The sequence below is a fragment of the Nocardia transvalensis NBRC 15921 genome (assembly GCF_000308875.1).
Lineage (GTDB): Bacteria > Actinomycetota > Actinomycetes > Mycobacteriales > Mycobacteriaceae > Nocardia > Nocardia transvalensis.
The window spans coordinates 17221-39605 of the sequence record NZ_BAGL01000044.1 but is presented as its reverse complement, the minus strand read 5'-3'; the positions used below and the strand labels follow the sequence as shown (position 1 = coordinate 39605).

Sequence of the window (22385 nt, the reverse complement as noted above, 5' to 3'; positions counted from 1 at the left end):
ATCCGCGTGTGAGACGCGACGGGAATCGAACCATGCCAGCTATCTCGCAGGTCCGGGGCACCGCAGGTCCGCTCGAACAGATCAGTCACGAGGGCAAACGCAAAATCATCGTCTGGGCGTCGCTCATCGCGGTGGGCGGGTTCCTCTTCGGGTTCGATACCGGCGTGGTGTCCGGGGCGCTGCTGTTCATCACCCGCGATTTCGACCTGAACGCCGCACAGCAGGGCAGTATCGTCAGCGTCCTGCTGATCGGCGCCATGATCGGTGCGATGTCGGCGGGAAGCATCGCGGACTCGGTCGGCCGTAAACGCGCGCTGTCGCTGGAGGGCGCGATCTTCATCGTGGGCACGGCACTCGCGATCTCCGCGCAGGACTACTGGGTGCTGCTACTCGCCCGGATCGTGCTGGGCCTGGCGGTCGGCGCGGCGTCGGCGACCGTGCCCGTCTATCTGTCGGAGATATCCCCCGCGGAGATCCGCGGTCGCATCCTGAGCATGAACCAGTTGCTGATCACCGTCGGCATTCTGGTGTCCTACCTGGTGGACCTGGCCTTCGCGAGTAGCGGTAGCTGGCGGTGGATGTTCGCGGCCGGGTTCGTGCCGGCGACGATCCTCTGTTTCGGCACGCTGCTGTTCGTGCCGGAGTCGGCGGCCTGGCTGGTCGGCGCCGGACGGTCCGAGCAGGCCCGCGGCCTGATCTTGAAGGTCACCGACGCCGCCCATGCCGACGCCCTGATCGGCAGGTACGAGCAACGGCTGCACGAGCAGCAGCAGGAGAACGCCCGCGACCACCGCTCCCGCCGACAGGCGCTCCTCGCGCCTGCCGTCCGCCCGGCCTTGATCGTCGCGCTGGCCATGGCGGTCATCCAGCAGTTCGGGGGTATCAACACGATCATCTACTTCGCGCCGACGATCATCGAAAGTACCGGCCTGTCCGCATCGAACTCGATCTACTACTCGGTGTACATCGGCATCATCAACCTGGTCATGACCGTTATCGCGATGGCCACGATCGACCGGCTCGGCCGCCGCAAGCTGCTGCTCGGCTCGCTGGCCGGGATGGCGGTCGCGGTCACACTGCTCGGCATCAGCTTCATCGGCGAGATGAATTCCGTGTTGTCGCTGGTGTTCATGGTCCTGTACATCGCCGCGTTCGCCGCGGGTCTGGGCCCGGTGTTCTGGGTGCTGGTCGGCGAGATCTTCCCGCCGCAGGTTCGGGCCATCGGCTCCAGCAGCGCGACGACCACCAACTGGCTGTCGAACTTCGCGGTGAGCCAGGCGTTCCTGCCGCTGACGGTCGCGATCGGGCAGGGCCAGGCCTTCCTGATATTCGGTGTCATCTGCGTGCTCGGTCTGTTGTTCGTGGCCCGGTACGTACCGGAGACCAAGGACCGCACCGACGGTCAGATCGCGGCCGCACTCGATGCCCGTTTCCACCACCAGCCGCCGCGGTCGCGGCTGGGTGCCGGGCCCGGGATCGGTGCGCACGGATGATCGCGGCGGATCGCGCCGGTGCGGCGCTGTCCGCTGCGCGAATGCGTCTGACCTACGGCCTGTGGCCGGCGCTGCAGCAGACCGCCGCGGCGACCGTCTCATGGTTGCTGGCCACCGGCCTCATCCATCACCACAATCCGGTGTTCGCGCCGATCACGACTCTGATCGCGCTGAACACCGATCGCGGCGGGCGCGGTACCAATGCGGTGCGCTTCGTCATCGGTGTGGTGCTGGGCCTGCTGGTCGCCGAGCTGATGATGGTGTGGTTCGGCCACGGCTTCTGGGCGATGGGCACCGCTGTCCTGCTCGCCCTCGTCGCCGGGCTGGTGATCGGCGGCGACAGGCTCACCATGGCGCAGGCGGGGGTCAGCGCGATCATCTCGGTATCGAGTGGCAAGTTCGCCGGCACCGCCCGGGTCGAGGACGCGCTGCTGGGCGCGGCGGTAGCACTCGTGGTGAGCCAGGTCCTGTTCCCCGCCCACCCGCTGGCGCTGCTGCGCCGGTCGGAGTCCGCGATCCTGGCGGACCTGGCACGCGCCCTGCAACTCACCGCGCAGGCCATGTCGGCGCCTCATACCGCACCGGTCGTGTCGATCGACAGCCCACTGCGCTCGGTATACAAGGAGCTCACCCGGCTCGGACACGCGCGCGACAGCGCGGCCGCCGCCGTCTCCCGCACCCCCTGGTGGTGGCGTGGGCGCGAAGCGGTGGAGCGGGAGTGCGTCTCCGCACGGCGTCTCGACCTGCTCGGCAACAGCTGCCTGTCGCTGACCCGGACTTCCGCATTCGTCGGATCCGAGGAGCAGCGCCTTCTCGCACCCGAAGTCCACAGGCTCGCAACAGCTTTGGGGACACTCGCCGTCGCGCCCGGCAGCGGCTCGGCGCGGCAGCGGGCGGCCGACGACACCGTCGAGGTCGTCGGTCGCTCCGGTTCGGATGTCGGCTGGTCGGCCATCCGGATGGTGGTCTTCGACGTCCTGGTGTTCGCGGGGGTCTCGATCGATGAGGCCGAACGGGTCCTGCGAAGGGAGACGTCCGCGGTCCGCGTGGCTCCGGTGCCCAACATGCGCCGGGTTTACCCCCGCCGCACCACCAGTGGTCGCACATCACTCTGACGGGAAGGACTCTCATGCGAGCAATCACCGCGGTCCCCGGTAAACCGGAACAGCTGCAGGTCGGCGACTTCCCCGACCCCACGCCGGCGGAAGGGTCGGTGCTGGTGCGCGGCCGGCTGCTCGGCATCTGCGGCACCGATGTCGACATCGTGGAGAACGGGTACGGCTGGCTGCCACCCGGCGGCGATCGGCTCGTGATCGGGCACGAATCGCTCGGCGAGGTCCTCGAGGCCCCCGCCGACAGCGGGCTGCGGCCGGGAGACCTGGTCGCGGGAATCGTCCGCCACCCCGACCCGGTGCCCTGCGCGCCGTGTGCGCACGGCGACTGGGATTTCTGCGCCAACGGCGAATACACCGAGCGAGGCATCAAGGCCCGCAACGGATTCGGCGCCGAGATCTGGCGCACCGAACCGGAGTTCGCCATCCGGCTCGACCCCGCGCTCGGCGACTGCGGCGTCCTGATGGAACCCGCGTCCATTCTGGCGAAAGCCTGGGAACAGATCGAACGGATCGGGGCACGGTTCCCCTGGGAACCGTCGGCAGTCCTGGTCACCGGGGCCGGCCCGATCGGGCTGTGCGCCGCACTGATGGGCGCGCAGCGCGGCCTCGACGTGCACGTCCTGGACCGCAACGGTGGCGGCCCGAAGGTCGAGTTGCTGCGGGACCTGGGTGCCACCTTCCATACCGGTGACGTCCGGGACATCGGCCTCACCCCGGATATCGTCGTCGAGACCACCGGCCACGGACCGCTGGTGACCGAACTCGGCGAGGTGGTCGCCCGCAACGCCATCGTGTGCCTGACCGGCATCGCCAGCGCCGCCGACACGACCACGCTGAACACCAACGCGATCAACAAACTGATGGTGCTCGACAACACCGTGGTCTTCGGCAGCGTCAACGCCGCCCGCCGCCATTACGAACAGGCCGCCGCGTCCCTGGCACAGGCCGATCACAGCTGGCTGGAACGCATGATCACCCGCCGGGTGGCGATGGCCGAATACCCGACGGCAGTCCACAAGGGCCCCGACGACATCAAGGTCGTCGTCGACCTGCGGCAATAGCCGTCCCCCACCGAACAGTTCCGGAAAGGTGCGTCATGTCTGAGCGCTCGGTACAGGTCTATCCGGATTCCGCCGCCCTGCTGGCCGCGGGAGCGGCGATGTTCACCGCTCGCATCGGCCGGGCACAGGCCGCCCACGGCTCCGCGTCGGCCGTGCTGACCGGCGGCGGAACCGGCATCGGCATGCTCGAGGCGGTCCGTGAGAACAGCGCGGACGTCGACTGGTCGCAGCTCGATATCTTCTGGGGCGACGACAGATTCGTGCCCGCGGGCGACCCGGACCGCAACGACCTGCAAGCCCGGCGGGCACTGCTGGACCACGTCCCGATCGATCCGGCCCGGGTCCACCCGATGGCCACCTCCGACGACTCACCCGATCCGGCAGCGGCCGCCGCCGTTTACCGATCCCTCGTGCAGTCGTTCCTGGCCGAACACGGCGCATTCGACCTGCACCTGCTCGGTATCGGCCCCGAAGGGCACATGAACTCCCTGTTCCCGCACAGCGATGCCGTGCGCGAACAGCACAACCTCGTGGTCGCGGTGACGAATTCCCCCAAACCGCCACCGGCCCGAGTCACGCTGGCCCTGCCGGCCGTCCATCGCGCCCGCCATGTCGCGCTGGTCGTGGCCGGAGCCGGGAAGGCCGAAGCGGTCGCCGCCGCGATCGCCGGTGCCGACCCCGACGACGTCCCCGCGGCGGGTGCGATCGGCATCGAATCCACCACGTGGTTCCTGGATGCGGGCGCGGCGTCACGGCTCCAGGCGGGCGCCGATGATCAGCCGCGCACATCCTGATGGCGAGGCCCTCCCGCCTCGACCCCAGCATTGCCACATCACCGGACCGGTGAACGCTCATTGCCGGGGTCACGGGTTGTGGGCGGGCCACGCGGTTACAGCACCACGACTTCGATCACCCCGTCGATGACCCACGGAACAACCGTGTCTCAGGGGCGAGCCTGCGACGTATTGCCCGCGAGGGCTTCGACGATCTTTCGCGCCGTGGCCTTGGCCGAACCCGGGTTCTGGCCGGTGACGAGGGTTCCGTCGACGACGGTGTAGGACACGAACGGCAGCTTCGCCTTCTGGTAGAGCGCGCCGCGCTCCTTCGCGCGCTGCTCGGCGTTGTAGGGCACCAGCTTGTCGACGCGGGCGAGCACCTCCTCCTGCCAGGCGAAGCCGGTCATGTGCTTGCCCGCGATGAGGTAGGAGCCGTCGGAGAGCCGGGTGTTGAGAAGCCCGCAGTAGCCGTGGCAGACCGAGGACACGACGTCACCGCGCTCGTAGATCTCGCGGGTGATGCGCTGCAGGCCCTCGGAGTCGGGGAAGTCGTACATCACGGCGTGTCCGCCGGTGAAGTAGATGGCGTCGAAGTCGGCGGAATCGATCTCCTCGGGGCTCTTCGTGGTCGCGAGGAGTTCCATCTTCGCGGGGTCGGCGCGCCAGGCCTTGGCGGTCTTGTCGTAGTTGGGGAACTTCAGTGCCCGCGGTTCGAGCGGCGCGGGGCCGCCTGCCGGGCTGACCAGGGTCTGCTCGAAGCCCGCCTCGTCGAACACGTGCCAGGCGTGCGTGAGCTCGGACAGCCACAGCCCGGTGGCGTGGGACGGGTCGTCGTAGTGACCGACGTTGGTGACGACGTGCAGGACACGCTTGGTCATTGACTGATCTTCCTTCCTGCGGGGGCGGGTGACAAGGTGGTCGGCCGTCGTGTCACGTGGTCATCGGACGCCCAGGGTGCGCAGCCTCTTGAACGCCCGAGATCGGGCCGGGCGCTGCCGCCGGCCAGCACCGTCGCGCCTTTCGACACCGCGTCGTCGACGTGCGAGCTGACCGTCTCGAGCTGCGGGAGGGTGGTCAGAGAGCCCATGTCCGCCGAGAAGTCGTAGGCAGCGCCCAGGCGCATGGCCCGGGTGCGCTCGACGAACGCGGCCACGAACGCGTCGTGGATCTCATCGGCGACGTAGAGCCGCTCGATGGACACGCACAGCTGCCCGGCCGAGGGGAAGCATGCGGCGACCGCTCCGGCGGCGGCCTTCTCGATGTCGGCGTCGGCGAGCACTATCACGGCGTTCTTGCCGCCGAGCTCCAGCGACGCGCCGACGAGCCGCTCCCCTGCGTCGCGCGCGATGTGGCGCCCGCTGGCGGGTGGAGCCGGGCCGGTGTCAGCGAAGCCGGTGCGACGGTGGCGATGTGGCCGGCAGTCGTGGTGGTCATCTGGTCGTCAGCTCCGATCCTGGATGGAGGTGGGCACTGGCATGTGCAGTGCCAGTTGGCCTTCGGTGGTGACGTCGAGCTGGATCGTCCGGATCGGTTTCAGCGAGCGCAGGTCCTCGCTCATCCGGCCCTCGCCGAGCTGAAGGTCCAGGCGGCGGGGCAACCGCGTCGTGCCCGAGGAGAGCATGTTGATCTGGCTGGTCGTGGAGTGCCAGGCACCGTCGATCGTGGTGTAAGAGGTCAGGGTCGAGACGTGCGCACCGGTGGGCCGGGCAGTCTGTTTCGGGGTGGGCGCCGAGAGGGCGAGGTCGAGGCCACCCTGGTCGTTGGTGACCCTGGCGGAGGTGCGCTCGGTGTCGATGTCGACGTCGAGCTGGGTGACCCACTTGGGGAAGCCGTAGCCGTCGTGGCCGCGTACCTGGGCGATCTCGGTGTTGACCGGAAGCGAGAGCACGTAGGAGTGCAGCGAATCATTCTTGAGCCCGGTGACCAGGTCGAGCAAGCCCAGCCCGCCGCCGTGCCGCGCCGGCTTGACGGCGATGCCGACGGCGGCCTCGGTGTAGAAGTCGATGTCGCACACGTCGTACCGGAACGCCATCACCGAGACGATCCCGAGCCCCGGGGCGATCTCGAGCGGATCCAGCTCCTTCGGCAGGCGAGCCCGGATCGCCTTCGTCGGCGCGAGCATCGTGAGCCGGGCCGTGGCGATGCGGTAGTAGAAGTTCGGCGTCAGCGTGGGTCCGATGCGGGAATCCACGCGGGTCTTCGGCATCCGGCGGAAGAAGTCGACGCTACTGACCCTCGGGTCCCGCGCGACCTCGTCGAGGTCGGTGTTCATCCGGAACCGGTCGTAGAGGCCGCCTTCCGGGACGGTGACGAGATGCCCTCCGAGGTCGACCTCCACGGTCCGGTCGATCAGCTTGCCGGTCGATGCCATCGAGTCCCTCCTCCAATGTAAGCTGTGTCAACACTGAGGATCGCACGACATGTGAGCACTGTCAACAATGCAGGTCGAGATGCGTGACGGGCGTGCGGCGGGGCGTCAGGAGCCGACCGACGCGATCGCGAGGAAGGCGCTGCGCACCCCCTCGGCGACCTCCTCGCCGGACGCCGCCCGCAGCTTGCCGTCGAGGTGCAGGCAGGCCAGCCCATGAGCGAGCCCCCAGCCGGCCGACGTCAGGGCCGAGGCGTCCGCCTCGGGAAAGACCTGCCCGAGCGCGTCGGCCAGCAACTCGTGCAGGGCGTCGGCCGCCTCGACCCGCTCGTCGTCCGCATCGTCGCAAGGCTTGCCGAACATCACGCGGAACAGAGCCGGACGCCGCAGCGCGAAGGCGACGTAGGCGACCGCGAACTCGGCCAGATCCTGGAGTGAAGCGGGCGGGTTGCGCCCTTCGCTCAGGTCCGTCAGCAGGTCCCGGAAGCCCTCGACGGCCAGTGCGGACTCCAATGCGTCGCGGTCCTTGAAATGGCGGTACGGCGCCGTCGGCGACACGCCTGCCCGGCGCGCAATTGCGCGGAGCGAGAAAGGCTCGCCGGCCTCGAGCATCTCCATCGCGGTCGACAGCAGCGCTGCCCGTAGATCGCCGTGATGGTAACCACTCTTCTCCGATGTTGACATTGCTCACTTCGTCCTTCTACGCTCTGTTAGCACTGCAAACATAGCGTACGTCCGGAGGAACCGACCGGCCCTCGTCGTCAACCGGGGCGACCGATGCGCTATCCCCCGACCGGGCCGTCGACGACGTCACCAAACGGCTTGTCGCGTCGACCGCGGTGACACACTGGCACCACACCCGACCAGGTGCCCCCAGGCTCGACCAACGACCACACCGGCTTGGGTCCGTACCCCGGCCACGGTGGTCGACCGCATCGTGACACGACGCCGCTCGCCACCGAGCTGACGTCGACACCGCCCCACCACCTCGAGGAGACCACATGCAGACCGTCCTCGGCGCCGGCGGACCGATCGCCGACGAGCTCGTGAACGAGCTCCACCGCAACCACACCAACGACATTCGCCTCGTCAGCCGCAAGCCGTCACGGGTCGATGACACCGATGAACTCGTGGCCGCCGACCTCACCGATGCCGAGGCCACCAACCGCGCTGTCGCGGGCAGTGAGATCGCCTACCTCACCGTCGGCCTGCCGTTGGACTCGGAGCTGTGGGAGCGTCAGTTCCCCGTCATCATGCGCAACGTCATCGACGCCTGCGCCGAACACGGGACCAAGCTCGTCTTCTTCGACAACACCTACATGTATCCCGGAACGTCGGCGCCCCAGACCGAATCGACAGCATTCGCACCGGCCGGTCGCAAGGGACGTGTCCGTGGCGAAATCGCCACCATGCTGCTCGAGGCCATCCGGACCGGCCGGGTGCAGGGCCTCATCGGCCGCGCCCCCGAGTTCTACGGACCCGGCTCGACCAAGAGCTACACCAATTCGCTGGTGTTCGACCGGATCAAGGCGGGCAAGCGTCCGTTCGTCCCGGTCGACGCACACACCGAGCGCTCCCTGATCTGGACCCCCGACGCGAGCCGGGCCCTGGCCCTGCTCGGCAACACCCCGGACGCCTACGGCCAGACCTGGCACCTCCCGATCGACCCGAACCGGCAGACCTACGCCCAGCTCATCGAGATCGCCGGCGAGGTCACCGGCCGCAAGATCGGCTACACGGTGCTGCCGATGCTCGCATTCCGCCTCGGGCGCCGCTTCGTCGAGCCACTCGACGAGATGTACGAGCTGCTCGGCCGCTACCGCGACGACAACATCTTCGACAGCTCGAAGTTCGCGACCCGCTTTCCCGACTTCCAGGTCACCACCTATTGGGAGGGAGTCCAGCGGATCCTCGCAGACTGACCACCCGACTAGCCATCTTGGCGACTGCCTTCGCGTGCCGCGATGCCGAACCGGTTGCGGTACTCCGACGGCGTGACTCCCGTCGCGCGCTGAAAAGCCGCCGAAAGTTCGACACGTCGAGATAGCCGACGCTGCGGGAGATCCGAGCGACCGGCTCGTTCGTCAGCTCCAGGGCCTCGCGGGCCTTCGCGATGCGCGCCGCCTGGATGTACTCCGTCGTCGTCAGGCCCGTGGCCTCCTTGAACCGTCGCTGCAAGGTGCGCGGGTGCTGCGGACCCTATCCTCGATCTGCCGAGCATCGCGCCCGTAGAGCCACTGCCGTATGAACATCAGGCATCCCTCCATTCGATCATTCGAGGGCCCCGGGGCCTCGTGCGCCACACCCGGGCCAGCGCGGCACCGATGCCCGCACCGGCGGCGTTCATCAGCACATCGTCGACGGATGACACCCGCCCGAGATCCAGGACATACTGCGCGACCTCGAGGGCCGCCGACAACACCGCGCCGAGCACGGCCATCCGCAATACACCGGCGAAGCGCGGAAAACGCAGGGGCAGCAGGAATCCGAGCGGCAGGAATACCGCGATATTCGCGCCAATCTGCACCACGGTATCGACCGACACCTCGCCCACCGTCGCGGCGATATCGCGCAGCGGAACGAGACTGACCGCCCGCACACCCCTGGTCGGGGTGAGGATCATCCAGGCCCAGGGCAGCGTCCCCGCCACCACACCCACCTCGATAACACTGCGCCGCACGGCAATCCGCCGAGGAACATCCGTGCGAATCTGCCACCGCGCCAGCAGCGCCACGACCACGGGCATCAGCGCGATCCCCACCGCCCACACCACCAGCACCGGCCCCCAGGACTCCCACACCTGCCGCATGGACAAAAACCTATATCGCCCACCCCGAACGCACGGTGCCGAAAGTGTGCCGGTTCCGTGTAGATCCCGAACCCACCGAAGGCCAATAATGGCCGTCATCGGCAGGAGTTGGGCTCGCCGTACTTCACGACGGACAGCACCGCTTCTCCCTCGCCGAACGGTGTTCCCGGTGAGGGGGTTTGGGCAACGACGACCAGTTGCGGTCGAGGACCTGACTCCATCGGCTCCGGTCACCTGTTCGGGCGAGGAAGTGCAGCCGAACGGCAACATCAGCAGTGCTACAGAGGACCTACTGTGGGACTACGACGGCGAGAACGTCGTGGTCACGCTGACCAGAGACTCCCTGCGGCCGAACGAGTCGGTGACGCTACGTCGGGAGATCGAACGCGACGCGCACCCGGTAATCGACTACGACTGTTCGCCCCCACCAACCGAAGTCCCGGCCGTCGCCAACAGGCTCGAAGCATTACATCGTTTGACGGCAATCCAGGCCGAAGCACAGGCCGATGACGATGCCGCTCTCGCGACACGAATCGACGCAGACATCGCCTACTGCGCCGCCCTCCTCGGCGAGCGGGAACCACTCGCGCGCTACATTCGACGGACGCAGGGATGCGACCCGAAAGGCTGGTCCGAGAACTACCTCCGACAGCGCCGACGCCATCCAGGAAGCCGCAGCCGACTTGGAACCGGCCGTCCGAGCAGCAACGGGATCGACCGCACCGTACGACCTCAGCATCGAAACCGTTGATATCGACGCGCATTGGAGCTACTGGCTCGACGGCGCCGGCCAGAAGCCCCGGCTACGAATCAACCTCCGCAACGCCCGCTTCACCGAGGCCGTCGCGCGCCAATTCGCGCTCCACGAGGTACTCGGCCACGCACTGCAATTCGCGAGCATCTCGGCCCGCTGCGCCAGCGAGGACCGGCGGCTTCGAAGACGGCGTGCAGGGCGGCAAACCGGACCGCGACGCCGTGGTGGGCTCACCATTGGCGGCACCAGGTGTACTGGCCCTCGCGGTGGTTGCCCACGACCCGGACCGCGGTCACCGGCAGCAGCCACTGCTGCACCCAGTCGGCATAGTGCGCGAACCGCGGCGGCGGCTTGTTCCCCTCACCCCCTCGGAGTCGGTGGTGGCGGGCGGGGTTTTCGAGGTGGCCCGAACTTCAAGATCACCCTCGAATGGTCCGGCGGGGCATGAGCCGATCAACTCCCGGATGCTGTCGAGTCGATCTCATGGCCGATTCCGATGTGTCCGATCCGCGGTCGTACGGCCGCCCGAGGCCCGGCAGGGCGCCGGTGACGTATTCGGTTGTGTAAGAGACCTTTCGAAGATCCTTCCAACCGGAGCCCAGTAGGGCAACCGCCGTTCATGGCAGGGCGCTGAGGGTGGGGTGTTCTACTTGTGAGTTCGCCAGCGCGGCGAGGGTTTCGCCGGACGGGGGTGTGGACAGTTGCGTGACGAGCGTGTCCAGCAGTTGGCTGACGTGGACCGCGAATGGCGCCACGGTTGATCCCGCGCCGCGCATGCGATGGCGGTCGGCGCAGATGTGCAGGCAGATCGCTGAGGCCTGGTGGATCCGGATGTCTCGAAGTGGTTGGGGCACATGGGCTATGAGCGCTCCGACTCGCGTGTAGTAGGCGCGCTCCGAGTCGCGGTGGGTGGCGGGCAGTTTGTCGAGTGGGTGGAAGTCCCGCACGAGCTGTTCGAGGAACGACAGGTAGTAGCAGTTCTCGTCCTCGGCCAGTTCCATCAGCGGTAGCTGGTGCGCCTCCACGACTCGTCGCAGATCGCCTTCGGGGAGCCGGGCTTCGAGCAAACGACGGCGGCGAGTCAGCTCTTCGACGCGGTTGAGCAGGATCGCATCGATCAGGCCCTGCTTGGACCCGAAGTGGTACTGCACGGCCGACTTGTTGCCCATCCCCGCCTCGGCGCTGATCCTGCGCAGGGGAACACCGTCGATGCCGTGCACCGCGTACAGCCGTTCCGCGGTGAGTACCAGCTGCTGCTTGGCGGAGAGGCCAACAGGGGTCGCCGACTCGGTCATGGGTCTATCAAACCACTCTGGACAAATCTAAGTCTCTCGACTTAATGTGAAGTCGCTAGATCTAGTTTTCAGTAGAAGGTAGAAATCATGGTGAGCTATCGGTCCGTGATGACCGTCGACCCGCCGGACGCCGGCACACCGTTCGAGCGCGCCGCCCGCGACTTCGTCATCGATCAGGTGTGGGCGCGGCCGGGATTGCCACGGCGCGAACGACGTTGGGTGACGCTGACCTGCGTGGCGGCCGCGGACGCACCGCAGCCGATCGCGGACCAGGTCTTCGCCGCGCTCAACAGTGACGACCTCACCATCGACGAGATGCTCGAGTTCGTTCTGCACTTCGCCGTCTACAACGGCTGGCCCAAGGCCTCGCACCTGGAGGGCATCGTGCGCCGGCAATGGGCCCGCGTCCAGAGTTCCCGCGGGCTGGATGCCGCGATCCGGATCCCGGACAACGAGAGTCTGGGCTCGACCGACTGGGCTGACCGTATCGCCGAGGGCACTCGCGAGTTCATCGAGGTAAATCTGATCGACGCCCCGTCGCCGGACACCCCGTACATCCACGCCGGGATCCTCAACTTCGTCTTCGGCCATGTCTGGCAGCGTCCCGGGCTGAGCAGGCGCGATCGCCGGTTCATCACCGTCGCCTCTGTCGCGGTATGCGACGCGGCGCTACCGCTGGCCTCCCATGTCGGCTCCGCGCTCGAATCCGGTGACCTGACGAAGGCCGAGATGGACGAGGTCGTCCTGCAACTCGCGGCTTACTCCGGTTTCGCCAAAGGCGAGGCGCTGCACGCGGTAGCCGAAGCCGCCTGGGCCCGGCTGGGCCACTGAGAAGGGAAGCGATCATGTCAGGATTGGACGGACGCGTAGCGTTCATCACCGGCGCCGGCCGTGGCCAAGGCCGCGCCCACGCGATACGGCTCGCTCGCGAGGGCGCCGACATCATCGGTATCGATATCTGCGAGAACGTCGCATCGATGACCTACCCCAACGCCAGTGCGGCCGACCTCGCCGAGACCGCGAAACTTGTTGGTGCACAAGGGCGTCGGATGGTCGCCCGCAAGGCCGACGTCCGCGACTATCCGGCGTTGTGCGCGGCGTTCCAGGACGGCTACCGGGAGTTCGGGCGAGTGGACATCGTTGTCGCCAATGCGGGCATCATCAGGATGGGGCCCGAATCCGAGGATTTCCTCGCCGACTGGAACGACGTCATCGACACCAATCTGACAGGCGTCTACCACACGATCCGCGCCGCGCTACCGGCCATGCGCGAAGGCGGACGCGGCGGATCCATCGTCATCACCAGTTCGACGGCCGGGCTCAAGGCCTCTCCCTCGCTGTTCGCCAGCGGCAACGCCTATGCCGCCGCGAAACGCGGTGTGGTCGGCTTGATGCAGGGCCTCGCGGGATACCTTGCCCCCGAATGGATCCGGGTGAACACCATCCACCCGACCGGGGTGGCCAGCGGCATGACCCACAACGACGCCATGCGGGAACTGATGGAACAGGCGGCGGCCGGGGGCGCGAACTCGATCTCCGGTATGCAGAACGCGCTACCGCTGCAGATGCTCGAAGCCGAGGACATCGCGGGAGCGGTCGCCTATCTCGTCTCCGACGAGGCGAGATTCATCACCGGAATCCAATGGCCGCTGGACGCGGGCTTCATGATCCGCTGACCGCCCGCACCCACGATCAGAGATTTCTCATGACACCCAGCCTTCCAGTCCCGACATCACCCGATGCGCTGCCCACAGGCCTGCTCATCGGGGGCGAATGGGTCCACGACTCGTCGGGCGGCACCCACCGGCACATCTACCCTGCCATCGGAGTGCCGATCAGGATGAGTCCCGGGCACGTCGCACTGGCCGAGGAATTCATCCGCTACTACGCCGGCTACATCGACAAAGCTCACGGCGCCAGCACACCGGTATCCGGAAAATTCGACGTCAACCTGATCGAACGCGAGCCCTACGGCGTGGTCGGTGTGATCGCGCCGTGGAACGGGCCACTCGTGGTCATCGGGCTCGCTGTCGCGGCCGCACTGGCCGCCGGCAACGCCGTCGTCCTGAAACCCTCACAGTTCGCGCCGTTCACCCCTTTGCGTTTCGGTCAACTCTTCCTCGCGGCCGGTCTGCCGGCCGGGCTGGTCAACGTCCTCCCATCCGGTCCGGCCGGAGGGGACGCACTCGTCCAGCACCCGGGTGTCGGGAAGATCCATTTCACCGGTGGCGGCCACACCGCCCGCACGGTTCTCGCCACTGCGGCGCGGAGTCTCACTCCCGTCGCCACCGAACTCGGCGGGAAATCGGCGAACATCGTCTTCGCCGACGCCGACCTCGGTCCGGCGGCGCGCCTGGCCGCGTTCCAGGGGCCGTTGGGGCAAGCGGGGCAGAGCTGTGCGTGTGGCAGCCGGATCCTGGTGCAGGACTCGATCTTCGACGCCTTCATGGCGGAGTTCCTGGCCGTGATCGCCTCGGCTGTCATCGGTGACCCATTCGACCCGCAGGTCCTCGTCGGTCCCGTGATCAGCCAAGCCGCGGTCGACCGAATCCTGCACACGATCGACCGCGCCGTCGCCGACGGAGCGGGTGAGCTGGTGACCGGCGGGCACCGCATCGGCGGCGACCTCGCCGACGGCTACTACCTCGAACCCACCGTCTTCGCCGACGTCGACAACCGCTCGCCACTGGCACAGATCGAAACCTTCGGTCCCGTGGTCTCGGTCCTGCGATTCATCGACGAGGAGCACGCCATCGCGCTCGCCAACGACACCGACTACGGACTCAACGCCTACATCCAGACCCGCGACCTCGTCCGCGCCCACAGCATCGCCCGCCGCCTCACCGCCGGATCGATATGGATCAACCGCAACAGCGACCTCTCACCCCAGAGCCCCTATGGCGGATACAAACACAGTGGCACCGGACGCGCCGGCGGTTTGGAAGGACTGCACGAATTCCAGCAGGTCAAGAACATTCGCATCGCGATGCCGTGAGAACACCGCTCTCGCAGTGGGTTTCGATGTCAGCAAGTCACACCCACGCCGGACTCGGCGATCAACGCGTTCCCGGCGCTTCTCGGCCGGCCGGACGCGAAGTCGTCGGTATCGGAAACGAGAAGCTCGACAGCCCGGCGCGCCGCGGCGTTGTCACCGAGAACCTCGGCCAGCGTGTCATCGATGGGAATGCTCGGCCGCCTCGCTCAGAACGGGAGCCCGAGGGAGGCCACCGTGATCACCTGAAATTGATCGATCGATCAGCAAAAGTGAGTCTTTCGCCAGCGGTCGCGGCCGCGGCAGCCGGAGATCGGGTCTCGCGTCGCATGCGGATATGGTCGCGGCATGGCCAGGCACGTGACCAACGAGAAAGACAGCGGGACACGGCTGCGACTCATGGGGGCCACAGCCCAGATCATGCGCGAAGAGGCCATTGACAGCCCGTCCGCCGAATGTCACAGTTTTATCGATCGATCAGCAAATTGACGGTCAGGGAAGATCGGGCACGGAGGTGTCCGACAGCTACGAGCGAGGTGCCTCATGGCAGGTCGGGTCGAGGGCAAGGTCGCCTTCATCACAGGTGCGGCACGAGGCCAAGGGCGAAGTCACGCAGTGCGTTTGGCGCAGGAGGGCGCCGACATCATCGCCGTCGACGCGTGCGCCCCGGTCAGCGGCAGCGACCAGATTCCGGCGGCGACTCCCGAAGATCTAGCCGAGACAGTCGATCTGGTGAAGGGACTGGGCCGGCGGATCATCGCCAGTGAGGTCGACGTGCGGGATTTCGACGCGGTGCGGGCCACCCTCGACAGCGGTGTCGAACAGCTGGGCCGGCTGGACATCGTCGCGGCCAACGCGGGTATCGGCAACGGCGGAGAACTGCTCCACAACACCAGCGAGCAGGACTGGGACATCATGATCGGCATCAACCTGTCCGGCGTCTGGAAAACCGTGAAAGCCGCTGTGCCCCATCTGATCACGGGCGGACACGGCGGTTCGATCATCCTGACCAGCTCCGTCGGCGGTCTCAAGGCCTACGCCAACACCGGTCACTACATCGCCGCGAAACACGGTGTGATCGGCCTGATGCGGTCCTTCGCCGTCGAACTGGGCGAGCACTCCATCCGGGTCAACGCCGTCTGCCCCACGAACGTGAATACGCCCATGTTCATGAACGAGGGCACCATGAAAATGTTCCGGCCCGATCTGGAGAATCCGACCAAGGACGACTTCGCGCCCGTGGCCCAGTTCATGCACGTCCTGCCGATCGGCTGGGTCGAGCCGGTGGACATCAGCAACGCCGTGCTGTTCCTCGCCTCCGACGAATCGCGTTATGTCACCGGGCTTCCCCTGACGGTCGATGCGGGCAGCACGCTGAAGTAAGAGACTCTTGCGAAAGGTTGTCGAACCCATGACGGATTTGGCGTCGGTCGACTATTTCTCGGATCCGGACATCGCTCAGGATCCCTACGAATACCTGCGCTCTCTGCGCAGTCACAACCCGGTGTTCCGGGAACCGCACTACGGCGTGGTGGCGGTGACGGGATATCAGGAGGCCGGCGAGGCGTTCCGTAATTCCGACGCGTTCTCCGCGTGCATCGCGATCGGCGGGCCGTTCCCGCCGCTGCCGTTCACCCCGACCGGCGACGACATCACCGCCCAGATCGAACAGCATCGCCACCAGTTCCCGATCTTCGAGCACATGGTCACCATGGACCCGCCCGACCACACCCGCACCCGGGCGCTGCTGGCCAGACTCCTGACCCCGAAGCGGCTGAAGGAGAACGCGGAATACATGTGGCGGCAGGCCGACCGCCAGCTCGACGAATTCCTCGCCAACGGACGCTGCGAACTGCTCGACGAGTACGCCAAACCCTTTGCCACACTGGTCATCGCCGACTTGCTCGGCGTCCCGGACGCCGACCGCGACGAATTCCGCGCCACCCTCGGAGCTGGCAAGGCCCCCGGCAGCCGGGTCGGCGCGCTCGATCACGAACCGGTCGGCAGCAACCCGCTGCAGTGGCTGGAAGACACCTTCAGCGCCTACATCACCGACCGGCGCAGCACACCACGCGAGGACATTCTCAGCGTCCTGGCCGCCACGACGTATCCGGACGGGACTACTCCCCCGGTCATCGACCTCGTCCGCCCGGCCACCTTCCTGTTCGCCGCCGGACAGGAGACAGTCACCAAACTGCTCAGCTCCGCGGTGAAAGTCCTTGCCGAACAGCCGCACTACCAGCAACTACTCCGCGAGGACCGCAGCCTCATCGGCCCGTTCATCGAGGAAGCGTTGCGCCTGGAGAGCCCCACCAAGGTCGACTTCCGGCTGGCCAAGAAGACCACCCGACTGGGCGATGTCGACATCCCCGCGGGCACGATCCTGATGCTGTGCATCGGCGCCGCCAATCGCGACCCACGTAAATTCGACGACCCCGACCAGTTCCGGCTCGACCGCCACAACGCCCGCGAGCACATCGCCTTCGGCCGCGGCATCCACACCTGCGCCGGCGCCCCGCTCGCCCGCGCCGAAGGCCAGGTCACCCTCAACCGGCTCCTCGACCGCGCCACCGACATCGCCATCGACGACACCGCCCACGGCCCCGCCGGCAACCGCACCTACCACTACGAACCGACCTTCCTCCTGCGCGGACTCCACGACCTGCACATCACCTTCACACCCACCCGCACCGCGGGCGACGCCCGATGAAGGCGTCCGTCGACTCCGACCGCCGACTCGTCCCGCGCGGAGGACGGTGGCCGACAGGCCGAGGCCGCCCGGGCAGCTTGATCGTCGCTCGTGACGAGCACTTCATCGAAGAAGGTCCGGCGCGATCGGATTCGACGCGGCTGAGGGTGTCGAAGAGCATCGTTGTGCGTTCGGGTCGCTTGTAGCGCGGCCAGCCGGGGGTACCGGTTCAGGCGAATCGGACCCAGGCGGCGTGCATGGTGTCCGCGAGGTCTTGCGGCGAATCGGTCCCCACTTGCTGGATCCCTTCAGCGCCTACCTCACTGACCAGGTCGAGGTTGTCCCAGACGAAGGCCGCGTCCAGTCCATGGCGGGCGCCGCGGCGCGGCGCACGGGGCTCACGACTCACGGTGCAACCTTGCCCGCTGCCGTTGGCCCGGCGGAGGGTCTTGGCCCGGACGGTATTCGCCCCGCCGTCGGTGGTATACGAGACGCCTGAGTCAGGACCGAACCGGTCCGGCGCGACGTGCGCCAGAGTGGTTGCCATGTCGAGCTTCACCGTGACCAATGGCAGCGCCGACCGATCAGCCGATCGGGCTTGAGTCTCCATCAGGGGGAGACGTCATTCTTGTGGGCATGGACGACGAGAACCTTCTGACGATCGGGGCCTTGGCCGCGCGGACCGGTTTGACTGTCAAGACGATCCGGTTCTATGCCGACAAGGGGATCGTTCCGGCGACCTGTCACAGCCCGGCCGGCTACCGCCTGTACGACGCCGACGCATCGGCGCGCCTGGATCTGGTCCGCACGCTGCGCGAACTGGATGTCGACCTGGACACCGTCCGCCGCGTCCTGGCCCGCGAGAGTTCGCTGGCCGAGGTCGCCGCGGCGCACGCGGCGGCACTGGATGTGCAGATCCGGGTGCTGCGCTTGCGGCGCGCGGTGCTGCAGGCGGTCGCGAAGCGGGAATCGAACCCAGAGGAGATGGATCTGATGCACAAACTGGTGAATCTGTCGCAGGCCGAACGGCATCGCTTCATTCACGATTTCATCGACGACACCTTCGGCGGTGTCGACGCCAACCCGGCCATGCTGGAGTTGCTGCGATCGAGCATGCCCGAGTTGCCCGACGACGCCACCGCAGCGCAGGTCGAAGCGTGGATGGAGCTGGTGGAGCTGGTGCAGGACAACGACTTTCGGGCCGCGGTGCGACGCATGGCCGAATACCAGGCAAAGGAACGCGCCGCCGGTGACACCACGGGCCTGCATCACCATCTGACCGAGAAGGTGCGCACCGACGTCGGCCGGGCGTTGGCGACGGGCGTCACACCGGATTCGGCGGCAGCCGCCGGCGTGGTCGACGTGCTGACCGCGCAGTATGCCGAGACCTTCGGCAAAGCAGATGACAGTCAGCTGCGCCGGTGGGTGCTCGAGCGGCTCGAGATCGCCAACGACTTTCGCGTAGCGCGGTATTGGCAACTGGTCGCGACGATCAACGGCTGGCCTCCGGTCGAGGATCTGGGGCCGGTATTCACCTGGTTCACCCAGGCACTACACACCTATTCCGAGAAGTAGGCAGGGAGTACCAGTTTCGTACTTCTCCGCACCATGCAAGCGGACTCGCCGAAAACGTTCTCCTGCAATGCGGTTGCGATACGCCAGATCTGGTAGGAGCTACGCCCCCTAGCTGAAATCCCTCCTACCTTTCTCCCCCGGCTCGACCACCAGACAGCGGATCCCTCGACGAGTCCTCGACCGAACCGCCCCGGCCTCGACCACGCCCGCCCGCTACCGCCCCGGCAACAGCCTCCCGGCCTCCTCGAAAACCTGTTGCCAACCCCGCCCCCACCTGCGGAACACAGGAGAACATACGTCTCATACATATGTCTTGCACATTTGTCTAAGACTCGTTACTGTCATGTCAGCACGACAAGAACGGAGCTGACAATGACCACTCGCGCCACCTTCGACATCGCCGGCCGCACCCTGTCCTACCTCGACTTCGGCGGGACAGGACGCCCGCTGCTGGCCCTGCACGGCCACATGTCCGACGCCGAGAGCTTCACCGGACTGGCCCAGCGGCTGGCTCCCGGATGGCGGCTGATCGCGCTCGACCAGCGCGGACACGGCTACTCCGACCGCCCGGCCGACTATTCGCGCGAGGGCTACGTGGCCGACGTACTCGCGCTACTGGACCACCTCGACCTCGAGCGGGCGGTGCTGCTCGGGCATTCCGTCGGCGGCCTCAACGCCTATCAGCTCGCCGCCTGGCACCCCGAACGCGTCGAGGCGATCATCAACGCCGACATGGCCGTATCGCTCGGGCTCGACGGCGCGAACCCGTTCGAGTTCCTGCGCACGCTGCCCTACGAAGCCGCCACCCGCCAGCAGCTCATCGATGAGATGGGGCCACTCGCAGCCCATTTCGGCGCACTCGTCCGCGAACGCGCCGACGGCACCTGGAGCCTGCCGTTCCACCCCCTCGACATCATCGACTCCGAGGACCAGGTCCACGGTGACCACTGGGCCGACTGGCTCGCCGGCACCTGCCCCGCCCTGATCATCCGCGGCAGCCGGGGCGCTATCCCCGCCGACCAGGCCCGCGCCATGGCCGACCAGCGCCCCCACACCCGCCTTGTCGAACTCGACACCGACCACTTCGTCTACACCAATGACCCCGACGGTTTCGCCAAGGCGGTCAACGAATTCCTCGACCAGGGGCAATGACCCCACCCCGCCAATAGGCCCAGCCCACCGGCGAACAATCGTGCCCCAACCTGGATCCTGAAACGCCGGCTCTCCGATGTCGTCTTCCGCGCCATGCCCGTTGACCGACAACCCGCCGAAACCGCTACTACGGCTCGACAGAGGAGCTATTTACGTTCCGAGACACCGCTGGACGTCGATCTGGTTGGTCGTGCGCGCTGAGCCGTACGCGAGATTCGGGCGGGACCGCCAGCCCTATCTGTGTACGTGATCCGATCGACAGTTTTTTCAGGATGTTTGTGATCTGCGCTTCGACCGTACGGCGCGAACCGCCCCGGCGAGCGGCTATTTCGGCGTTGGTCGATCCGGCCGACGCGGAGAGGGCGATATCCCACCACCGAGCGGACCATCTCATCTACCGGCGCGCCGAGACCGGTTGTGCTGCACAATGTCCGGTTGCCGTAGATGCCGATTTCCAGATCCGCTGCACGCCATCCCGAATGCCCAGCCCGGTATCGCGGACGCCGACAGCGTTCGCGACGGCACCGACCACCTGGGAGCCGTCGACCGCCGCGAACAGATCGAAGAAGCACGCCTCGGCCGCACTGCGGCGCACCGCCTCGTCCCTCGCCGTCTGCTCACGGTCTGCTCACCGACGCCCATGCAAGCGCCCCGAGCACGGTCGCGAAGTTGGCCACATGCCGCACGCCGGGCCCGGGTGATAGATCTCCGGCTTCGCCGCGCGGGGCGGATCAGTGGAACCACGTACGTAGGGTGCGGGCGACACCGATGCCGCCCCGGTGGGGGGCGATTACGGTCCCCGTTTGCAGTCTTGGAAGGCCGGCGAACCGAGTGCCGGGCGGATGTGCGATCGGGAGGGTAACGATCAACCAGCAGTTCGGTGGCCCGCAGCAGCCACACCCGCAATGGAGACCACCGGTTCAGCAACCGTATCCGCCGCAGTGGCAACCGCGGCCGCCGCAACCGCCCAAGTCCTCAACCGCTCGCATCGTGGTGATCGTCGGCTGTGTGGTCGTGGTTCTCGGAATCGTCGCGTTCACGGTGCTGCGACCGGTATTCGGTTCGTCGGGAAGTGATTCCACGGCAACCGCCGAGGGGGACGGCAAGACGATCACCCGGCCCGGCTATTCGAGTCCCATCCCGGGGGTGGCCGATCCGGCGCCGCTGGGCGAAATCCCGAATCCGACGCCCGCGACCTATCAGGGCACGCCGGTGGTGCAGGCATGCAATCTGCTGACGTTGGCCGACCTGCGCAAGTTGGATGTCCACACCGATCCCAACCCGCTGCCCAACTCCACCTTCGAACGCACCTATATCGCGGCCGACGGCACCGGACCGCTGCGCGCGGGGCCGAGTACCGCACCGTCCGCGAAGACCTTCGCACTGAACAAATGCGAGTACGGATTCGCCGCGCCGAACCGCTCCGGCACCGAGCATCTGTCGATCGCAGTGGCCCAGGAACCCTATTACCCGGGCACCAGCGGAATCGAGAAGTACCCGGGCGCTCAGAAATTCGGCGGGGTGAACGTGTCCGCGCAGCTGGCGGACACACCCAACCGGGACGATCAGCGGGGGGCGGTGAACATGTGGATACACGGCCAGCACGTGAACATCGATGTCGATCTCGCGGCCGATGGTTACGGCCCGAAACTGCACGACATCGTCACCACCATCGCGGCCGGTATGGAAGCACAGGCCACCGCTCCCACCGGCCCCGCCACGATCTCCTACGACCGGGCGGCGTTCCCCGCCACCGTCGCCCAGCCGTGCCCGCTGATCACCCAGGACGTCTTCGCCGCCGCGTATCACGGCACGCTGTCACCGCTGGTGGTGGAGGACCCCGCCACCGCGGTCGGGCAGACGACCTTCGATGCCGAGTCCCGCGACAAGAACTACGTCGCGATGAAGTGCTATCGCGGCACGGGCGAACTCGATCCGGACGACCGGCAGGCGCTGGAAGTGGAGATCAAGAGCTACCTGTCGGACGAGGCGGCGAAGAAGGACATCGCTTTCGTCCGCAGGCAGCACAACGGGCAGCCCACCGGTGTCCCGATCGGTGACGAATCGGCGGTCCTCGATGATCCGAACATGCTGGGCGCGGCCGGGGCGGTGACCGTGCGGCAGGGACGGTTCGTCGTGGACCTGCGCGCCCATGATTCCCAGCACCGCAACGGGCTGACCGCGACGGAGGCCCAGACCATGCTCGTGCCCGCGATGCAGCAGGTCATCCGCAACCTGGGCACCACGCACTAGCCGGTCCAGCGGGCTCGCCTCGGAGGGGTATTCCGTTTCCGGTGATCGCGTTC

General features: G+C 67.1%; 23 protein-coding genes and 1 pseudogene. 14 read left to right on the top strand and 10 right to left on the bottom strand.

Features of this window, described 5'->3' with window-relative positions:
• Positions 1–32: 32 nt before the first annotated feature.
• From ON41_RS13605 to pgl, 4 genes are read left to right on the top strand one after another with little or no spacing between them, the layout of a single operon-like run.
• Complete coding sequence (locus tag ON41_RS13605) at positions 33–1493, top strand: sugar porter family MFS transporter (protein WP_051161384.1); 1461 nt, start codon at positions 33–35, stop codon at positions 1491–1493.
• Positions 1490–2608, top strand: coding sequence for an FUSC family protein (locus tag ON41_RS13600; RefSeq protein ID WP_083905332.1), 1119 nt, complete (start codon positions 1490–1492; stop codon positions 2606–2608). The genes ON41_RS13605 and ON41_RS13600 overlap by 4 nt, the downstream gene beginning before the upstream one ends.
• A gap of 14 nt (positions 2609–2622) precedes the next feature.
• Complete coding sequence (locus tag ON41_RS13595) at positions 2623–3669, top strand: glucose 1-dehydrogenase (protein ID WP_040747961.1); 1047 nt, start codon at positions 2623–2625, stop codon at positions 3667–3669.
• A gap of 35 nt (positions 3670–3704) precedes the next feature.
• The gene (pgl, locus tag ON41_RS13590; RefSeq protein ID WP_040747960.1) at positions 3705–4463 is read left to right on the top strand and encodes a 6-phosphogluconolactonase; all 759 of its coding nucleotides are present in this window, start codon (positions 3705–3707) and stop codon (positions 4461–4463) included.
• Between the two features lie 149 nt (positions 4464–4612).
• Here pgl and ON41_RS13585 read toward each other — a convergent pair whose 3' ends face one another.
• From ON41_RS13585 to ON41_RS13570, 4 genes and pseudogenes are all read right to left on the bottom strand, one after another.
• On the bottom strand, positions 4613–5323 hold the full coding sequence (locus ON41_RS13585; RefSeq protein WP_040747959.1) for a type 1 glutamine amidotransferase domain-containing protein: 711 nt from the start codon (positions 5321–5323) through the stop codon (positions 4613–4615).
• A 95-nt stretch (positions 5324–5418) separates the two neighbouring features.
• A pseudogene (locus ON41_RS13580) lies at positions 5419–5808 on the bottom strand (aldehyde dehydrogenase family protein); the annotation flags it as partial.
• Positions 5809–5886: 78 nt separating this feature from the next.
• Entirely contained in the window at positions 5887–6816 is a 930-nt protein-coding gene (locus tag ON41_RS13575) for an acetoacetate decarboxylase family protein (protein ID WP_040747957.1), read from the bottom strand.
• 105 nt (positions 6817–6921) lie between these two features.
• Positions 6922–7497 (bottom strand): TetR/AcrR family transcriptional regulator, encoded by a 576-nt coding sequence (locus ON41_RS13570; RefSeq protein WP_040747956.1) that lies wholly within the window; start codon positions 7495–7497, stop codon positions 6922–6924.
• A gap of 317 nt (positions 7498–7814) precedes the next feature.
• On the opposite strand from ON41_RS13570, the gene ON41_RS13565 reads away from it, so the two are divergent.
• Entirely contained in the window at positions 7815–8735 is a 921-nt protein-coding gene (locus tag ON41_RS13565) for an NAD-dependent epimerase/dehydratase family protein (RefSeq protein WP_040747955.1), read from the top strand.
• On the opposite strand, the gene ON41_RS43600 is transcribed toward ON41_RS13565, so the two are convergent.
• On the bottom strand, positions 8692–8991 hold the full coding sequence (locus ON41_RS43600) for a helix-turn-helix domain-containing protein (RefSeq protein ID WP_218003442.1): 300 nt from the start codon (positions 8989–8991) through the stop codon (positions 8692–8694). The genes ON41_RS13565 and ON41_RS43600 overlap by 44 nt on opposite strands.
• A gap of 73 nt (positions 8992–9064) precedes the next feature.
• Entirely contained in the window at positions 9065–9622 is a 558-nt protein-coding gene (locus ON41_RS13560) for a VanZ family protein (RefSeq protein WP_051161383.1), read from the bottom strand.
• 250 nt (positions 9623–9872) lie between these two features.
• Between ON41_RS13560 and ON41_RS41560 the strand changes: the two genes are divergently transcribed.
• Positions 9873–10373 carry a hypothetical protein gene (locus tag ON41_RS41560; protein WP_169336483.1) on the top strand — a complete coding sequence of 167 codons (501 nt, stop codon included), beginning with the start codon at positions 9873–9875 and terminating at the stop codon, positions 10371–10373.
• A 620-nt stretch (positions 10374–10993) separates the two neighbouring features.
• On the opposite strand, the gene ON41_RS13555 is transcribed toward ON41_RS41560, so the two are convergent.
• Entirely contained in the window at positions 10994–11671 is a 678-nt protein-coding gene (locus tag ON41_RS13555; RefSeq protein WP_040747954.1) for a TetR/AcrR family transcriptional regulator, read from the bottom strand.
• A gap of 87 nt (positions 11672–11758) precedes the next feature.
• Here ON41_RS13555 and ON41_RS13550 point away from each other — a divergent pair, with 87 nt between their 5' ends.
• The 5 genes from ON41_RS13550 (at position 11759) to ON41_RS13530 (ending at position 17373) form a co-directional block, all read left to right on the top strand.
• Positions 11759–12502 (top strand): carboxymuconolactone decarboxylase family protein, encoded by a 744-nt coding sequence (locus tag ON41_RS13550; protein ID WP_040747953.1) that lies wholly within the window; start codon positions 11759–11761, stop codon positions 12500–12502.
• A 14-nt stretch (positions 12503–12516) separates the two neighbouring features.
• Positions 12517–13347 carry a mycofactocin-coupled SDR family oxidoreductase gene (locus ON41_RS13545; RefSeq protein ID WP_040747952.1) on the top strand — a complete coding sequence of 277 codons (831 nt, stop codon included), beginning with the start codon at positions 12517–12519 and terminating at the stop codon, positions 13345–13347.
• A gap of 29 nt (positions 13348–13376) precedes the next feature.
• Positions 13377–14666 carry an aldehyde dehydrogenase family protein gene (locus tag ON41_RS13540; RefSeq protein ID WP_051161381.1) on the top strand — a complete coding sequence of 430 codons (1290 nt, stop codon included), beginning with the start codon at positions 13377–13379 and terminating at the stop codon, positions 14664–14666.
• Between the two features lie 540 nt (positions 14667–15206).
• Positions 15207–16046, top strand: a complete 840-nt coding sequence (locus ON41_RS13535; protein WP_040747951.1) for a mycofactocin-coupled SDR family oxidoreductase — start codon at positions 15207–15209, stop codon at positions 16044–16046.
• A gap of 28 nt (positions 16047–16074) precedes the next feature.
• Positions 16075–17373, top strand: coding sequence for a cytochrome P450 (locus ON41_RS13530; protein WP_040747950.1), 1299 nt, complete (start codon positions 16075–16077; stop codon positions 17371–17373).
• Positions 17374–17581: 208 nt separating this feature from the next.
• On the opposite strand, the gene ON41_RS13525 is transcribed toward ON41_RS13530, so the two are convergent.
• Positions 17582–17899 (bottom strand): hypothetical protein, encoded by a 318-nt coding sequence (locus ON41_RS13525; RefSeq protein WP_157185456.1) that lies wholly within the window; start codon positions 17897–17899, stop codon positions 17582–17584.
• Positions 17900–17988: 89 nt separating this feature from the next.
• Between ON41_RS13525 and ON41_RS13520 the strand changes: the two genes are divergently transcribed.
• Together ON41_RS13520 and ON41_RS13515 are read left to right on the top strand one after the other, a co-directional pair.
• Positions 17989–18927: a MerR family transcriptional regulator gene (locus ON41_RS13520; protein WP_040747990.1), complete on the top strand. Its 939-nt coding sequence runs from the start codon at positions 17989–17991 to the stop codon at positions 18925–18927.
• A gap of 372 nt (positions 18928–19299) precedes the next feature.
• The gene (locus ON41_RS13515; protein ID WP_040747948.1) at positions 19300–20079 is read left to right on the top strand and encodes an alpha/beta fold hydrolase; all 780 of its coding nucleotides are present in this window, start codon (positions 19300–19302) and stop codon (positions 20077–20079) included.
• A 127-nt stretch (positions 20080–20206) separates the two neighbouring features.
• Here ON41_RS13515 and ON41_RS43765 read toward each other — a convergent pair whose 3' ends face one another.
• On the bottom strand, positions 20207–20473 hold the full coding sequence (locus tag ON41_RS43765; protein WP_083905331.1) for a helix-turn-helix domain-containing protein: 267 nt from the start codon (positions 20471–20473) through the stop codon (positions 20207–20209).
• Positions 20474–20674, bottom strand: coding sequence for a hypothetical protein (locus ON41_RS13510; protein ID WP_040747947.1), 201 nt, complete (start codon positions 20672–20674; stop codon positions 20474–20476). It lies immediately after the preceding gene.
• Between the two features lie 413 nt (positions 20675–21087).
• Between ON41_RS13510 and ON41_RS13505 the strand changes: the two genes are divergently transcribed.
• Positions 21088–22332, top strand: coding sequence for a hypothetical protein (locus tag ON41_RS13505; RefSeq protein ID WP_157185455.1), 1245 nt, complete (start codon positions 21088–21090; stop codon positions 22330–22332).
• Positions 22333–22385 lie beyond the last annotated feature (53 nt).

Coding starts and splice junctions, on each gene's coding strand:
- ON41_RS13605 (WP_051161384.1), top strand. CDS start 33: ATGCCAGCTATCTCGCAGGTCCGGGGCACCGCAGGTCCGCTCGAACAG.
- ON41_RS13600 (WP_083905332.1), top strand. CDS start 1,490: ATGATCGCGGCGGATCGCGCCGGTGCGGCGCTGTCCGCTGCGCGAATG.
- ON41_RS13595 (WP_040747961.1), top strand. CDS start 2,623: ATGCGAGCAATCACCGCGGTCCCCGGTAAACCGGAACAGCTGCAGGTC.
- pgl (WP_040747960.1), top strand. CDS start 3,705: ATGTCTGAGCGCTCGGTACAGGTCTATCCGGATTCCGCCGCCCTGCTG.
- ON41_RS13585 (WP_040747959.1), bottom strand. CDS start 5,323: ATGACCAAGCGTGTCCTGCACGTCGTCACCAACGTCGGTCACTACGAC.
- ON41_RS13575 (WP_040747957.1), bottom strand. CDS start 6,816: ATGGCATCGACCGGCAAGCTGATCGACCGGACCGTGGAGGTCGACCTC.
- ON41_RS13570 (WP_040747956.1), bottom strand. CDS start 7,497: ATGTCAACATCGGAGAAGAGTGGTTACCATCACGGCGATCTACGGGCA.
- ON41_RS13565 (WP_040747955.1), top strand. CDS start 7,815: ATGCAGACCGTCCTCGGCGCCGGCGGACCGATCGCCGACGAGCTCGTG.
- ON41_RS13560 (WP_051161383.1), bottom strand. CDS start 9,622: ATGCGGCAGGTGTGGGAGTCCTGGGGGCCGGTGCTGGTGGTGTGGGCG.
- ON41_RS13555 (WP_040747954.1), bottom strand. CDS start 11,671: ATGACCGAGTCGGCGACCCCTGTTGGCCTCTCCGCCAAGCAGCAGCTG.
- ON41_RS13550 (WP_040747953.1), top strand. CDS start 11,759: ATGGTGAGCTATCGGTCCGTGATGACCGTCGACCCGCCGGACGCCGGC.
- ON41_RS13545 (WP_040747952.1), top strand. CDS start 12,517: ATGTCAGGATTGGACGGACGCGTAGCGTTCATCACCGGCGCCGGCCGT.
- ON41_RS13540 (WP_051161381.1), top strand. CDS start 13,377: ATGACACCCAGCCTTCCAGTCCCGACATCACCCGATGCGCTGCCCACA.
- ON41_RS13535 (WP_040747951.1), top strand. CDS start 15,207: ATGGCAGGTCGGGTCGAGGGCAAGGTCGCCTTCATCACAGGTGCGGCA.
- ON41_RS13530 (WP_040747950.1), top strand. CDS start 16,075: ATGACGGATTTGGCGTCGGTCGACTATTTCTCGGATCCGGACATCGCT.
- ON41_RS13525 (WP_157185456.1), bottom strand. CDS start 17,899: ATGGCAACCACTCTGGCGCACGTCGCGCCGGACCGGTTCGGTCCTGAC.
- ON41_RS13520 (WP_040747990.1), top strand. CDS start 17,989: ATGGACGACGAGAACCTTCTGACGATCGGGGCCTTGGCCGCGCGGACC.
- ON41_RS13515 (WP_040747948.1), top strand. CDS start 19,300: ATGACCACTCGCGCCACCTTCGACATCGCCGGCCGCACCCTGTCCTAC.
- ON41_RS43765 (WP_083905331.1), bottom strand. CDS start 20,473: ATGAGATGGTCCGCTCGGTGGTGGGATATCGCCCTCTCCGCGTCGGCC.